A 14,647-nucleotide genomic window follows, 5' to 3' on the forward strand; every position below is an offset into this window, starting at 1 on the left:
CGAATGGCCGTCACCGGCCTTCAGGGGCAGGTAGTGATGTCGCTGATTGAACGCGCGAGAACGGCCAGTGCGGTCGAAATCGTCGCGTTTGGAAGGCCCGAACTCGATCTGGCCGATGCCCTAAGCATCGACCGAGCGCTGACCAGGGCGGGGGCTGACATCATCGTCTCGGCCGCCGCCTATACCGCCGTCGATCGCGCGGAGAGCGAACCGGATCTGGCGCTGGCCGTGAACGGCGCGGCACCGGGCCTGATCGCCGCCACCGCTGCCAGGCTGGCCGTGCCGGTCATCCATCTCTCGACCGACTATGTGTTCGATGGCGCCAACGCCGAACCCTATCGGGAAGAAGACGTCGTCAATCCGCTTGGTGCCTATGGCCGGTCGAAGCTGGCAGGTGAGCAGGCGGTGCAGCAGGCGACGGCAGATTACGCCATCCTGCGCACCGCATGGGTGTACAGCCCGTTCGGCGCGAATTTCGTGAAGACCATGCTGCGACTCGGCGCGGATCGGGACGCGATCAACGTCGTTTCGGATCAACAGGGGTCGCCAACCAACGCTCTTGATATTGCCGATGCAGTGATCGCGGTCGCTCGTCAGATGCTCGACCATCCGAGCGATCCGAACAAGCGCGGAATTTTTCATCTGAGCGGCACCGGCTATACCGATTGGGCGAGCTTTGCCGAGGCCATTTTCACGACTTCCGGCGCACGGGGGGGACCGAAGGCGCGCGTCAATCGCATCACCACGAGCGAATATCCGACAGCGGCGCCCCGCCCGGCCAATTCGCGGCTCAATACGGAGAAGCTGGGCAGACATTTCGGCATAGTGATGCCCGACTGGCGCACCTCGCTCCCCCCCGTCGTTCAACGTCTGCTCGCCTGACAACGCGCTCACCGATTTTGGAGATGACATGAAGGGAATCATTCTGGCGGGCGGCAGCGGCACGCGTCTTTATCCGATCACCCAAGCGGTTTCCAAGCAACTGATCCCCGTCTACGATAAGCCGATGATCTATTATCCTTTGAGCACACTGATGCTGGCGGGGATAAGAGAGGTGCTTATCATCACGACCCCGCATGATCTGGCACAGTTTCAAAAGCTGATCGGCGACGGATCACAATGGGGAATGACCATCGAATATGCCGCCCAGCCCAGCCCCGACGGGCTTGCGCAGGCGTTCATTATCGGCGCCGATTTCATCGGCGGCGGCTCATCCTGTCTGGTTCTGGGCGACAATATCTTCTTCGGTCACGGTTTGCCGGAACTGATGGCATCCGCCGCGCGCCGAACGCAGGGCGCCTCGGTCTTCGCCTATCATGTTGCCGATCCGGAACGTTACGGGGTCGTCGAATTCGATCCTGCGATGCGCGCCGTCAGCATTGAGGAAAAGCCGGAAAATCCCAAGTCCAGTTGGGCCGTGACCGGCCTCTATTTCTACGACGAGCAGGTGGTGGATATCGCCGCCAATCTCAAACCGTCGCCGCGTGGCGAACTGGAGATTACCGACATCAATCGCCATTATCTCGAGCAGGGCACGCTCAATGTCGAGTTGATGGGTCGCGGCTACGCCTGGCTCGACACCGGGACGCCCGATAGCTTGCTGGAAGCGTCGGAATTTGTCGGGACATTGGAAAAACGGCAGGGCTTCAAGATCTGCTGTCCCGATGAGATCGCCTTCCATCGGGGCTTCATCGACCATGCGGGGCTGGAAAAGATCATCGCCCGGCTGGGCAAAAGCCCCTATGGGCAATATCTGCGGCGGATCGCGCAGGAAAAGGTCGGAGCCACCGCTTTTCTTGGTTGATGATGGAGGCAGGGGCCGCCCGGGCAACCCTGCCTTGCTACGGATTTAGAGCGCGATGCGCGCCAGTTCCCCATAGGCGCAACTGATATGATAGAGCGAACTGCCAGGCGCGAGTTCGTCGATCCAGCCGCCTTCAGGGGTCAGCTTGTCCCGCCAAAGCCCAGGCATCACTACATCTAGGTAGAGATCCAGTCCGGCGGCGGCGGCGGCGGCTTCGGACGCCTCCTCTTCGCTCCCGAGCCGGCGATAGCGGGCCACGGCAGCCTTGGTGCGTTCCGTCTGCGGCCATAGGCGGGCATTGCCGTTATGGGTCGTACCGTCGGTCAGCACTTCATTGATCGTCACGCGGCGCCGGGCGCAAATTCCGGTAGAGCGGGCGAAGTGGGTCAGATGGTCGGAAATGCCCGGACTATCGGCCCACCCGAACAAAGCGAGGGTTTCGAACAGCCATGCCCATTCAAGGCAGTGGCCCGGCTCGACGATCCGCCCGGCCAATCCGTCGGCCGGGGTCCAGTCGTCCTTAAAATATTCCAGCAGCGCGCCCGTTTCGGAATCTATGAAATGCGCCTTGCACAGCATGCCGATGGTGACCGCCGCATCCATGAAGCGCTGCCGCTTGCTTGCCTCGGCCAAGGCGATGAAGGCTTCGAACAGATGCATGTGTGGATTTTGTCGCCGCACGCTGGGGTCGACCAATTCGCCTTCGGTAAAGCCGCCCAAAGGGTGCGCCCATTCGGCCTGCAGCAGGTCGAGCAGGCGCTCGGCTTCGTCGAACAGAGTCGGCCGATCCAACGCCTCGCCCGCCTTGGCCAAAGCAAGCAGGATGAACGCCTGGTCATAGAGGTCAGCGCGACCGTCGAGATGCGCCGCATCCCCGGTCAGGCGATGAACGAAGAAGCCATCCGCCCGGCGGGCCTTCGTGAGCAGGGTATCCACCGTTTCTCCAACCAGCGCCCGCCACGGCCCGGTCCACCCTATTTTTCCCGCCTCGATGAACGAAAAAATGTGGCGGGCCTGCACGAAGGTGCGAAAATAGGTGGCGTCGGGCACCCCCGAGAGCGTCATTCGCTCGGCAAACAGGCCGCTGGCGGTGCGCCCGCGCCCGGCCCACAGAGGCGCCGCCACGTTCAGCAGCCAGTCGCGCGCGCGGGTTGCGGCGCGCTGCATCTCGGCTACCGGGCATGTTACATCCAAAGTCATTCCGTGGTCCCCAGAGAAGCAATATCATCGACCGTGCAGTCACGGCCTGCAAGAAGCCCAGCGATGAAGGCGTGCAGATCACCGCCGGCAAAGCGAGCAGAGCCGAGACCGGCCGCCTTGGCGGCGGCGATATCGCTCTCCTGATCTCCCACCATCAGGCTTTTCGGACGATCCACCGGCCAATGATCCATCAGGTCGAGTAGCATGCCGGGCGCGGGCTTGCGCCAATCATGAACGGTGCGATAGGCATCCAGCGCACTTTCGGGATGATAGGGGCAGTAGCGCCAATCGTCGATCCAGGCTCCCTCCTCGCGCAATTCTCCTGATATCCAGCGGTGGAGCGCCTTCACATCCTCCTCGCTGTAAAAGCCGCGCGCCACCCCCGCCTGGTTGGTGACGACGAACACATAATAGCCCAGATCATTCATCATCCGCACCGCCTGTTTCGCGCCGTCGGTCCAGCGGAACCGCTCGACCGATCCGACATAGGCGTCGTCATGATTAAGGACGCCGTCGCGATCGAGGAATAGCGCCGGCCGATGCCGCTGCGCGGGAATTTCCACCTGCGCGGCTTCGTAGGTTTCCGGGACGCCGATATCGATGAAATAGCCTTCATAGACTTGGGCGCGCAGTTGCCCACGTTTTACCAGCGCGGGAAACAGATCCTGCTCCAGCGAAAATTTGCCGGAAAAGCCGTCAAGATCGGACTTGCCGAAGCAATAGACGCCCGCGTTGATGAGGCAATGATCGCCACCAGCCTCACCCCTAGGCACGATCGCGGCGACATGGCCGTCCGCCTCCAGTCGCAGGCTTTCATAACGGTCGGCTACGGGCACGCGCCGCGCCGCGACCGCCGCGGCCCCATTCCGTTCAGCCAGGAGCGCCAGATCGAGCCAGTTGAAATCGAACCAGGTATCGCCGTTCAGCAGCATGAACTTTTCGTCGAGCAACGGCAGGGCGTGGATGAGCGCGCCGCCGGTGCCCATCGGTTCGGGCTCGATCGAAACCGTAACGCTGTGGTCGCTCGGCAGTCGCGCCTGCAGTTCCTCGGCATAGCGCGTCACCACCTCCGACCGATATCCGGCCAGCAGCAGGAATTTGCGAAAGCCGCGCCTTGTTGCTTCCCTCACCAGCACGTCGAGAAAGGGCCCCCCTGCAGCCGGCAGAAGTGGCTTGGGCGTCTCGCGCGTGAGTTCGCCCAGCCGCGTGCCAAGGCCACCCAGCAGGATCACACATTGATCGATCATGACTGCTTCATTTCAGTCGCCTGCGCCCGGGCCTTCATTCGGGAACGGCCCAGGCTTCGACACCCTCGAAAGTCAGCTTCACCGCGCTGGCTTCGCCGCCCGCTTCATTAAGCGTGCGGATCAAACCGAAGCGCTTCTCCGGATCGGTCAGCAGCATGATGAAGCCGCCGCCACCCGCACCCGATACCTTGCCTGCCCAGGCCCCGGCCTGCATAGCGACTTCGAGCAGACGTTCGACATTGGAATTGCTGACCGAGGAGGCCGTTTCCTTTTTCGAAAGCCAGGACTGGCGTAGAACATCCGCCGTGCTGCGCACCCGTCCGGCGAGCAGGAACGACTTCATCTCGGTCGCATGCGCCTTGATCGCGTGCATTGCGTGGATGGTGGAGTCGTCCAGCTGTTTCAGGCCGCCGACCTGCTGCTTGATGATATCCGCCGATTCCCGCGACTGGCCGCTGAAACAGATGACGAGCGAGGATTCGAACTCGTTGAGATACGAGGTGCGCAGGCGCAGCGGATTGACGATGACGCCGACGCCCCCTTTCAGAAACTCGATGAAGTTGAAGCCCCCGAAGGCTGCCGCATATTGATCCTGCTTTCCACCCATCAGTCCCAGTTGGACGCGTTCGATCTCGAACGCGAGTTGGGCAATGTCGTAGGGTCCCAGCGGCAACTGCATCGCGACGACGAACGCCTCGATCAGGGCGACCGTCAAGGCGGAAGAGGCGCCAAGCCCCGATCCGGCGGGCACGTCGATAGTGGTCGTGATCGTCAGCGGCACCGCCCTGCCACCATTATGATGCAGCATCATGTGCCGATAGACGGCACGATGCAGCAACAGCCCGTCGCAAATGTTGAAGTCGAGATTGCAGGGCAGCATTTCATCCCGGCCAAGATCATCCGCCTTGAACAGGATCATCTCATCGTCGCGGGCGCTCAGATGCGCATAGGCATAGCGGTCGATCGTCGCGTTGAGCACCACGCCGCCATAATCATCGCAATAAGGCGCAAGATCGGTGCCGCCACCGCCCAATCCGAGGCGCAGAGGCGCGCGCGACCGGACATTGGAGTACCGCCAGGCCGAAACGGGGCGGGCTTCAGGCTGTATGGCGCTCATATTGGTCCTTTTCAAATGCCAGAACATCCGCGATCGTCTGGCGAATATCAATGGTGGGCGCCCAGCCGGTATCCCGTTTGATCTTGGCTATATCCCCGAAGATGATGGGTTCGTCGGACGGGCGCAAAAGGGCGGGATCGACTTCGGCCGGGAAGCGCTGCCCCGCCGCTTCGAAATACATTTCCAGCACTTCGGAAATGCGGAACGCCTTCTCCGCGCAGATATTATAGGCATCGCCTGCAGTGCCGCGACGGGCCAAAGCTATCAGCGCACGCACCATGTCTCGCACATCGATGATCGCGCGCTGCGTTTCCAGATTGCCATGCCGGACCGGGGCGCCCTCCTTCATGGCCTTCACGATCGCCCGGCCGAAATCGGACACCACATCGTTTCGCTTGCGGGGACCGGTGCAGTTGAAGATCCGGGCCCTAACGCAGCGCAGCTCGTGATTGTAGAAATATTGAAAGGCCAGCAGGTCCTGACCCACCTTGCTAACGCCATAGGGATGGAGCGGCAGAAGAGGGGCATCTTCGGTCACCGGCACGCGATCGGGCGTCAGACTTGCGCCATATTCGGCGGACGAGCAGGCGACCACCGTCATCGGATCATACCCGGCATCCTCGGCCCGGATTTCCTTGATCGCCTCGAAGATATTGATCGTGCCTTCGATATTGGTGCGCGCGGTTCGCCAGGGATCGGTCCAGGACACGGTCGGCAGGCTCTGCGCGGCGAGATGATAGATTTCGCTCGGACGATGTTGCCGGATGAAATCACGTACCGCCTCCCGGTCGCAGACATCGAGCGGCGTGAAGGAGATGGCCGGATCGACGGTGCCCATATTGATGGTCGGCTGGAAGAAGGTGGGCAGTACCTGCGTCCCCTCCCCGCGCAGCACCTCCGCAAGATGGGACCCCATCATGCCGCCGGCGCCCGTTATCATAGCAGTCAAACTCGTCTCCATGGATCAATTGATTAGCTGCGCGAACATGTCCTTGAGCGCCTTGCTGGAATAATGGTCCTTGATGAACTGAAGCCCGGCGTGCGTGCGGCGCGTGGCTTCGTCGCGGTTCTGTAATCCTTCGGTAATCGCGCGTGCCAGTTCCGCCGGACTGTCCCCAAGGAATAGGGCGCGATCGCCGACATCGATGCCCTGGGCGCCGATCGACGTCGTCGCCATAGGCACGCCGCTCGCCATCGCCTCGATCACCTTGCCCTTCACCCCCGCGCCGTACCGGAGCGGGGCCACCGCCAGCCCGGCTGCAGCATAGAGCTGTTCAAGATGCTCGTCCGAAACATAACCCAAAACATTCACTCCTGCGCCGGCCAGCGCCAGCACTTCGGATGGCGGCTTGGAGCCGGCGATATCCAACGTGACGTCGGGGAACCGCTGCCGGACGATCGGCAAGACCTCCTGGACGAACCAGATGATTCCTTCCCGGTTGGGATAATGGTTGAAGCCGCCGACGAACAATAGCCGCGCATCACGGTTCCGCGTGATCCGGGACAGGTCCACTTCGGCCCGAGCGACCTGCGCCTCCGTATAGACGAAAACCGGATTGTTCAGGAATATGCGATCACCACCGATATCCTGTTCGATTTGCGCGACTTCGGCGGGATCGGGATAGAAGATGACGTCGCATTTGCGGCAGACCGCCCATTCCAGTTCACGGGTGCGGGCGATCTCCTCCTCACTGCCCTCACCGTTAAGCTCCAGATTCGCCTGCATCCGGCGATAGTGGAGATCATGGCCATAATAGAGGATGCGGGCGGAACTGTGGGCGCGGATCGCGTCCAGATAATTGATCGCGACATGCGGGCGGCTGAGAAACACGGCATCGTAGAGATCCGCCCGCTCGCGCAGGAAATCAGCGAACCGCTCGTGGAAACGGCGACCCCAGATGACCTCGACACCCATTTCCTCAAGCATGGGCGTGTAATGGGGATCGCGCCAGAGATTGTCCGGCCAGAAAGTCACGCAATAACCCATGTCCAGAAAAGATTGGATATATTGGTAGATTGTTCGCGATCCCGCATCCTGATCCCACTGTGGGATATAATGATCGATCAGCAGGACATGCTTTTTATAGCGGGACCGGTCCCGCGCCCGGAACACATTCTGGGCGTTGGGATAATGGTCGGCGCGCAGAGTCGGTCCCCAGCGCTCCAGCAGCTTGGCGTTGTTGGCGACCTGATAGGCTTTAATGCCGGATGTAACGTCGCGGCCGTGGCTGCGGCCCTCATGATGCACCACTTCGGAAAAGGGCTGGTAGAGGGTGCGATAGCCCGCCTCGCGAATGCGGAAGGCGATGTCCGAATCCTCGCAATAGGCCGGCGTGTAGCGCGGATCGAAACCGCCCAGTTCCTCCCACAGCGATCGCGGGATGGCGATCGAGGCGCCCGAACAATAATCGACGTCCTTGAGATAGTTGAACTCCGGCGCACGCGCATCCTGGTTGCGACCGAAATTCCAAGCTGAACCGTCTTCCCAGAAGATGCCGCCTGCTTCCTGCAACGTGCCGTCCCAGTTGATCAGCTTCGATCCGGTGAACCCCACCTTTTCGAACCGGTCAAACGGCCGCAGCAGCGCATCGAGCCAGTCCGGCAGAACGAGCGTATCATTGTTGAGCAGCACGATCTTGTCGCCGCGCGCCTGCTTCGCCGCCGCGTTGCAATTGCCCAGGAAGCCTAGATTATGGGGCTGGCGCACATAGCGCACGGCGCCACCGATGGCGCGAATGAGCTCCGCCGTCGCATCGTTCGATCCGTCGTCGGCGATAATAATCTCGAAGCTCTGCTCGCCCGCCGTTTCCAGCACCGTCGTGATGCACAGCAGCGTGTCGAGGATATTGTTGTAGACCGGCACGATGATCGACGCGTCAATCCCGCCTGTCTGGCCGGCGGCGCGCGCGGCCGCCAGCGCCCGCACCCGTGCCAGAATTACGCCGCACGCTGGCGAACCGGGAAATTCCTTCTGCCGCTCCTGATACCTGTGCATGACGGAACAGAGATACCAGTAGAGGTCGATCACCTCCTCACCATGCCCGTCGATGATCACGTCGCGCAACGTTTGCGGGAGCCAGTAATCGTCCAGCCGTTCGGGCGGCCAGGGTGCGGGCGCCCGAACGGCGGGCATCACCGCCAGTGGCGGCTCTGCCCTTGCTGGTTCTTCTCCGACCGAAGCCACTTCCGCGTGCAGGAGATAGTCCATCATCGACCAGCCGCGCGCTTCAGCGGGCAGTGTCGCCGCCAGATGCTCGATCGCCCGGATCGGCACCTCGCGCTGCTCATATCGCCCATGGGCGATATAATGGGTAAGGGGCTCCATGCCCTCGCGATCAACGTCGAGATAGCGGTCGAGATAGGCGCGCGGATCGAAGACGGGATTGGGCCAACGCCCTTCACGCCAGCCAAAGGCCAGATAATGTTCGAGCGGATTGACCCCCGTTTCCAGAACGTCAGGATTTTGCGCCAGATACCAGTCGTTGGCGAAGAAGGGATGCGGATCGCGCCCTTCACGCCAGCCATGTTCCAGATAATGCCATAGCGGATTGATGCCCGCCTGCGCGACGTCGGGATTGCGGTCGAGATAGAAACCCGCGTCGAACAGCGGATGCGGGTCGATCCGGTGCAGAGCCGCGTCATCCAGATAGGTTTTCCAGGTGATGTCCGCACGGTCGGCATGATGCGCAGCGATCCAGCCTGCGTCGAACAGCGCTGTACCCGGCGCCGTCGCACGCCGTTTCGGGAACACCCGGCGGTGCCAGCTTTTGGGTGAGCCGGGCCGCGTGGGCGGTGAGGCGGCCGGCGCCAATTTGCCGACCACCAACCCGTGGGCACCGTCAAGATGATCGAGAACCTTCCGGTGCGCCTGCGCGAAACGACGCCGCCCTTCGGAAACGCGCGGATCGGTTCGGGTGGCCGGCGCCCCGGCCATGTCTCCGGCAGGCACGGAGGATGACGGCACGGCCCTCTCCAGCCGCTCCCGGGCTGCTTTGACCTCCGCGACTTCCGCCTCTAGGGCGCTCACCTTCAATTGGAGCGAGACTTGTTGCGCCCGGTAGCCCGCAAGTTCAGTTTCGGCAGTGGCCAGCGCCTGCGCCTTTTGTTCCCACGTCGCCTGATGCGCGCGCAGTTCCGCCATCGCGGCCTGCGCCGTGGCGAGGGCTGCATCCTGCTCGGCGAGGCGAGATTGCAATAAAGCGACCTGGCCTTCCTCTTCCTCAAACCGCGCGCGCGCCTCTTCCAGACCGGCCATGGCCTCCGCCAGCGCCGCTTCCTTGTGAAGAGCGTCGGCTCGCGCTTCACCGAGCAAGCGATCCACATCGTCGAGCCGGACAGCCTCGGCAGCGAGCCGCACCATCTGCGCCTTTTGCGTTACAATCCTCTCGTTGAGCGAGAACATTGCCTCGATCATCGCCATTGGATCGGACGCGACGTCGCCGCCGGTCAATCGGGACAGGAGCCGCGCCAGCGTGCTGAGGGACTGGGTCGCGTCCTTGCGCAATATGGCATTCTCCGCCGACAGACGCGCCACCTGCTCATCCGCGACGCCCGATACTGGGCCCGTTGCGGCGGCTTCCATCGCGCCCTGATCCGGAACAAGGACCGATGAGGGAAAGGGGGATACGTCAACGACGCCGCTGGAGCATGTCGCGACTAGACTGGTGGGGGCAGGAAGGTGGATCTCGCCGTTGACGACTGCGGGCGCTCCGTCGCTGGCCAAGGCTCCAACAAAGATTTTGGCGGCTGCCTGGTTGAGCTTGCCCGACCGTCCCGCCAGATCGAAGCTGACGGAGACCTGCGCCATGCGGGTCGCCGAAAGCTGGACGTTCGGGAACTGCCCCTCCAGCATCTTCTTGAAGGATGCCGCGATTGCAGGCGTCAGGACCCCACCCGGCCCTTCGTCATTGGTGGAGATGAGCAGGAGACCCTGCTCGTTCAACAACCGACGGGCCTGAACGATCAACGGCTCGGCGTCGCGCATTTCGATGCCGTCGAGCACCACCACGTCGAACGAACCATTCTGGAACGGCAGATCCCTTCCATCCGCCACGCTGTAGCGAAGATTGTCCGCGCCATAACGCGAACGGGCTTCACGGATGGCGGCCGCATCGCTGTCGATCGCGATGACTTCCCGCGCCGTCTCGGCCAATAGCGCCGCGCCCGCCCCATCGCCGGTAAATATTTCCAGAACCCGCTTGTCCGATACATGATCGCAGTACAGCGCGTAACGGTGAAGGCGTCCGGCCTCGTACATTCCCGGCCGCTCGCCCATCGCGAAGCGCTGCAACTCTTCACCCATCTTCACTCATCCATCACTTGTGCAATCCGCAGCCGAGCCCGCAGGCGCTCAGTTCGACGGACAAGTTGCTGATATAGGCCATCTACTGAAAACGGAATCAGAATTTGACGTCAATCCAGAAGGATTGCCGTTTCCCCTCCCAACCATAGCGCCCTCAGCATCCTCTCAGGATGAAGCAAAGGCGCCACAACGACCACCGGTTTCTTCCGATACCCCATCCCTATAAAATTCCAAGCGAAAGATCATTCATCAGGAAACTTATCTCAGGACGGAAAAACTTGCCTTCTATTGATGCAAGCATAACCTCGACATGACATGGATCAAGGAAGTGAGGGGAAACGGCCCGCCCTTGACATTTCCTGCTCGCGGCATCGGCTTGTCCATGTTCGAGAGGGACTCGCGAGGCACTCTAGCCTGCCTCCACCCGGGCGCGCGCCGCCCTCTCACCCAGTTCGAACAGGGCGTCGAGGATCGCAGCTGCATCGGCAGATACATCGCGGTCGATCAGGCGAGTGAGCAAACGGGCAATCGTCGCCGACTGTCGCTCGGCATTCCCCTTCACATGCTCTAGTTCGTCCATCAGTCGGGCAATCGTCGGAGCGCCCGTACTCGGCGCTTCGGCGCGCAGGGCGGCGATGAGATCAATTCGCTCGTCCAGCAGCAGCTTCACAGCCTCCAATTCTTCCCTGAGGCGCGCCGCCTCCTCGTCCGCCGGTTCGTCTTGCGGCTGGACCGGCGTCAGCGCATTGACGGGGGCGGGCACATGTATCGCTACGGGCCGCCCCTCTTCCTCCAGCAGATGTTCCAGATCGATGGACGCCTGATGGCCCATGATCATCCGCCCCTGGTGGCTGTCCCCCAGCAATTCGCGCGGCAGACTTGCGAAAGCCTCCAGCTCTCCTTCAACGAAGCGGTGCAGATTCATCGTCACCGCAGGCGTATCAAACCGGGTTTCAGGCTTGAAGCTGTAGCTTGCTTCGTATCGCACGCCCAGATGCGCGGCGATTTCAGGATACACAGGATAGATAGCCGAAAGGCCGAGATGGTTGGCGAGCAGGTCCGGACCGCCCGACCAGCCGGACAACTCCACGCCATGCCGCTCGGCGAGGTGAGCGGCGATCTTGCGGCAATAAGCCCATATCAGCGCCGCTGTCGGGTGATTAACGGACATGAACAACGGCACGTCCCGCATCATGGCCTCGATCAGCGGCGCCACCGCTACGTCATGACGCGCATCCCGCCGGTGCAACTCAGCTATGGAGCGGTCGTGGGCACTGAAAAAATCGAGCTTCTCATAAATGCCTGCGGAAAACATCCGCACGATCATGTCGGCGGGGTAGCCGCGTAGATAGCCCGTCAGCGCGACTAAGCTGTGATAATCTCCCAACGGCCCGGCCAGTCTGTTGGCCATGCCGCCGATATAGGTGAGATCGGGATGCAGGCCGGTATAGAAGATGTTGGAAATGAGCGTGACGGACTTTCCCGGGAAAGTCTGCCTTATATTGTCCAGCGACAAGGGCCCGTAATCGTCCGAAAGGCCGACCGAAATAATGTGATCATACTGGGTCAGCGCAGTCTCAACAAAACGGCCGATCTCGCCTTCTTGGTCTTGACCGAAGAGATGGACAGACAAATTATCGAACCGCAGATCCTGGCACAACAGGCTGAGCGTATGCTTGAGGGGCTGCGATTGACAGTTGCCGATAACCACGGCGCGCGATTCCGAGATGCCTTCCACCTTCACTCCCCAAAAATGACGGACCCGGCCACCTCCAAGGCTGCCGGGCCGTTCACAAACCCTTATGAAACATGGACCGGGGTGGCGTCCATCCTGGCCTTTTGCAACGCAATGGCTTCGTTAAGCGCGAACAGCGCCTCTATGATGGCGATGGAACTGGCGGCGACATCCTCACCCGTCAACCGGGTCAGCAGGCGTGCGGTAGTCGACAATTGCTGGTCGGAGTCGCGTCGCGCTTCGGCGAGCTGGTCCCGCAGGCTTGCGCTCTCCGCCGATTTTCTGTCGGCAAGCGCCTTGATGGTCGCCATTTCCTCACGCAATTGCTGCAGATCTTCTGTCAGTGTCTGCTCGCTGGCGGAGCGAAGCGCCACTTGCTCGCGCAGCGCCTCGACGTCGCGGTCGAGCGCAGCCACCTGCGCCTCGAAAATATTTTTCTGTTCGTCCACGCCCGCCGCTTGTTGACGCAGCGGCTCGACCTCCGCCTTCATCGCGGCAACCTGAGCCCGAAGAACTTCGTCCTCTTCGTGCAGTTGCGATGCCCATGCCATGATCTTCTCATGCTCTATCCACAGGTCATCGGCCTTCGAGAAAAAGAGCGAGGAGGGATATTTGCTCCTGGCGATTGGCGCGTCCGAGCAAATGGCGAGAATATATTCCGGGTCTTCCAGCGCCACGTCCCTGTTGTCCACCTGAGGACGACCGGACAGGCCCATGTCGCTGCCATAGATTTTGGCGACGCCCTTGCCGGACGCATGTGCCTTGTCATCTAGGCCGAAGGCCATGGACACCAGAGCCATCCGCGTCCCGGTCAGTTGCACATGCGCGAACTGCGCCTGCAACTCGCGCGCGAATTCGGCCAGATCCACTTCCGAAATATGAAAGACATTGGGCGTTCGGAACCGGTTGTAGACAGGTTTGTTGGGGGTGGAGACCAGCAAGGCCCCGTCAGTCGCCAACACCCTTTTGGCTTCGCGGATCAATGCCTCATGATCCGCCACATGCTCGATCATCTCGTTGGCGACGACGATGTCGAATGCGCCATCCGCGAAAGGCAGGGCAAAACAGTCGGCGATCTGGTAGGTCAGGTTGGGCAGGGAAAAACGGGATTGGGCAATCCCGACCGCCTCCGCGCTGATGTCGATACCCACCACCTCGGCCGCGGCCGAAGCGAGGATCGCCGAACCATATCCGGTTCCGCAGGCGATATCGAGGACGCGCTTTCCTCTTACCTGATCCTGGCAGATGGCGTAGCGGTGCAGATGCTCATAGGCGATCCGGCCCCGCTGCTCGCCCGGATCAAAACGTTCCAGTTCCTCAACCATGCTTCACTTTCCCGTGGATCATCTGCGATGATCGCCGTTTCTCTCATTGACGCTCAGCCATGGGGTGCATGACCCGGCGCTCCGCCCCTTCAGATCGCGTGTCCGCCTGATAATGCCTCGTCCTCCGGCGATTGCCACCCCCCAAAGCCGCTATCAGCCATAATTGAAGGGCAAAGCCTCTACGAAATCGCGATATTCGGCCGGCGTACCGCTGAAGCGGATATCCTCCCCCGCGATCTGGCGGTAGCCTATCTTGCGCCCCTTTTCGATCAGCTGATTGTACAAGGGGGCGATATAGCGTTCATTGCCGGGCAGATGATCAAGGGCCACGCCCTTGATCTCCTCAAAGGCGTCCATGAACAGACCCGCTTCCCGAAAATGATAAAGGCCGGTAGAGCAGAGTTGAGAGATGCGCCGCTTCTCCGTCACTTCACAGGCGAAGCCCTGCTCCTGCGCCTCATCGAAAGGACGAACGAAGGACCAATGATCGCCTTCGGCCTGAAAGACGTCGAGATAACCGTCCACCGACGGGTCGAACGCGAAATCGGGTTGCTGAAAGGTCCGATACATGGTGTCGATGTTGAAGATCGTGATCGGCTCCTTGCGGTCGACGTTCGCGATCGCAAGACCTTGCGAGACCGTCGCCGCCTGGCCTTCGGTGGGTGCCGGAAGTCCCGCCAGCCGCACATTGTCCGCAGGTAGGCCGCGCCGCTCGCATCCTTCGAGAATGAAGGACGGATCGACGATTTCGGCAAGGTAGATGAACAGGAAGGGCGTGCTCTCATAATAGGCGCTGAAGCCGCTGATCGAATGTTCGAACAAGGACCGGTCGCCTGCCGGAAGCATATATTTCGGCTGCGTGAAGCCCGCCGCAGTGAACCGGCTGCTCAGACCGGCCATGGGGAACAGGAACATGG

10 protein-coding genes are annotated in these 14,647 nt (G+C 61.4%); 2 read left to right on the forward strand and 8 right to left on the reverse strand.

The window, feature by feature from the left end; genetic code table 11:
- Window positions 1-3 precede the first annotated feature (3 nt).
- Both rfbD and rfbA read left to right on the forward strand, forming a co-directional pair.
- Window positions 4-882 carry a dTDP-4-dehydrorhamnose reductase gene (rfbD, locus tag EGM87_RS11990; RefSeq protein WP_316252049.1) on the forward strand — a complete coding sequence of 293 codons (879 nt, stop codon included), beginning with the start codon at window positions 4-6 and terminating at the stop codon, window positions 880-882.
- A gap of 28 nt (window positions 883-910) precedes the next feature.
- On the forward strand, window positions 911-1,804 hold the full coding sequence (rfbA, locus tag EGM87_RS11995; protein ID WP_137710270.1) for a glucose-1-phosphate thymidylyltransferase RfbA: 894 nt from the start codon (window positions 911-913) through the stop codon (window positions 1,802-1,804).
- 45 nt (window positions 1,805-1,849) lie between these two features.
- Here rfbA and EGM87_RS12000 read toward each other — a convergent pair whose 3' ends face one another.
- The 8 genes from EGM87_RS12000 to EGM87_RS12035 form a co-directional block, all read right to left on the reverse strand.
- On the reverse strand, window positions 1,850-3,004 hold the full coding sequence (locus tag EGM87_RS12000) for an AGE family epimerase/isomerase (protein ID WP_253719072.1): 1,155 nt from the start codon (window positions 3,002-3,004) through the stop codon (window positions 1,850-1,852).
- Window positions 3,001-4,251 (reverse strand): HAD-IIIA family hydrolase, encoded by a 1,251-nt coding sequence (locus EGM87_RS12005; protein WP_137710269.1) that lies wholly within the window; start codon window positions 4,249-4,251, stop codon window positions 3,001-3,003. Before EGM87_RS12005 ends, EGM87_RS12000 begins: the two co-directional genes overlap by 4 nt.
- A 34-nt stretch (window positions 4,252-4,285) precedes the next feature.
- Entirely contained in the window at window positions 4,286-5,368 is a 1,083-nt protein-coding gene (locus tag EGM87_RS12010) for a GHMP family kinase ATP-binding protein (protein WP_137710268.1), read from the reverse strand.
- Window positions 5,349-6,308 (reverse strand): GDP-mannose 4,6-dehydratase, encoded by a 960-nt coding sequence (locus EGM87_RS12015; RefSeq protein ID WP_137710471.1) that lies wholly within the window; start codon window positions 6,306-6,308, stop codon window positions 5,349-5,351. Before EGM87_RS12015 ends, EGM87_RS12010 begins: the two co-directional genes overlap by 20 nt.
- Before the next feature lie 24 nt (window positions 6,309-6,332).
- Window positions 6,333-10,670 carry a glycosyltransferase gene (locus tag EGM87_RS12020; RefSeq protein ID WP_137710267.1) on the reverse strand — a complete coding sequence of 1,446 codons (4,338 nt, stop codon included), beginning with the start codon at window positions 10,668-10,670 and terminating at the stop codon, window positions 6,333-6,335.
- 409 nt (window positions 10,671-11,079) lie between these two features.
- On the reverse strand, window positions 11,080-12,408 hold the full coding sequence (locus EGM87_RS12025; RefSeq protein ID WP_137710266.1) for a WcbI family polysaccharide biosynthesis putative acetyltransferase: 1,329 nt from the start codon (window positions 12,406-12,408) through the stop codon (window positions 11,080-11,082).
- A 62-nt stretch (window positions 12,409-12,470) separates the two neighbouring features.
- Entirely contained in the window at window positions 12,471-13,730 is a 1,260-nt protein-coding gene (locus EGM87_RS12030) for a class I SAM-dependent methyltransferase (RefSeq protein WP_137710265.1), read from the reverse strand.
- A gap of 153 nt (window positions 13,731-13,883) precedes the next feature.
- Window positions 13,884-14,645 carry a glycosyltransferase family protein gene (locus tag EGM87_RS12035; RefSeq protein WP_171010068.1) on the reverse strand — a complete coding sequence of 254 codons (762 nt, stop codon included), beginning with the start codon at window positions 14,643-14,645 and terminating at the stop codon, window positions 13,884-13,886.
- Window positions 14,646-14,647 lie beyond the last annotated feature (2 nt).

The organism is Sphingobium sp. RSMS (assembly GCF_005406185.4).
Classification (GTDB): Bacteria; Pseudomonadota; Alphaproteobacteria; order Sphingomonadales; family Sphingomonadaceae; genus Sphingobium; species Sphingobium fuliginis.

What these genes read in the sequence shown, in the direction of transcription:
- EGM87_RS12010 (WP_137710268.1), bottom strand. Translation starts at nt 5,368, where the DNA reads ATGAGCGCCATACAGCCTGAAGCCCGCCCCGTTTCGGCCTGGCGGTAC.
- rfbD (WP_316252049.1), top strand. Translation starts at nt 4, where the DNA reads ATGGCCGTCACCGGCCTTCAGGGGCAGGTAGTGATGTCGCTGATTGAA.
- EGM87_RS12020 (WP_137710267.1), bottom strand. Translation starts at nt 10,670, where the DNA reads ATGGGTGAAGAGTTGCAGCGCTTCGCGATGGGCGAGCGGCCGGGAATG.
- rfbA (WP_137710270.1), top strand. Translation starts at nt 911, where the DNA reads ATGAAGGGAATCATTCTGGCGGGCGGCAGCGGCACGCGTCTTTATCCG.
- EGM87_RS12035 (WP_171010068.1), bottom strand. Translation starts at nt 14,645, where the DNA reads ATGTTCCTGTTCCCCATGGCCGGTCTGAGCAGCCGGTTCACTGCGGCG.
- EGM87_RS12030 (WP_137710265.1), bottom strand. Translation starts at nt 13,730, where the DNA reads ATGGTTGAGGAACTGGAACGTTTTGATCCGGGCGAGCAGCGGGGCCGG.
- EGM87_RS12005 (WP_137710269.1), bottom strand. Translation starts at nt 4,251, where the DNA reads ATGATCGATCAATGTGTGATCCTGCTGGGTGGCCTTGGCACGCGGCTG.
- EGM87_RS12015 (WP_137710471.1), bottom strand. Translation starts at nt 6,308, where the DNA reads ATGATAACGGGCGCCGGCGGCATGATGGGGTCCCATCTTGCGGAGGTG.
- EGM87_RS12000 (WP_253719072.1), bottom strand. Translation starts at nt 3,004, where the DNA reads ATGACTTTGGATGTAACATGCCCGGTAGCCGAGATGCAGCGCGCCGCA.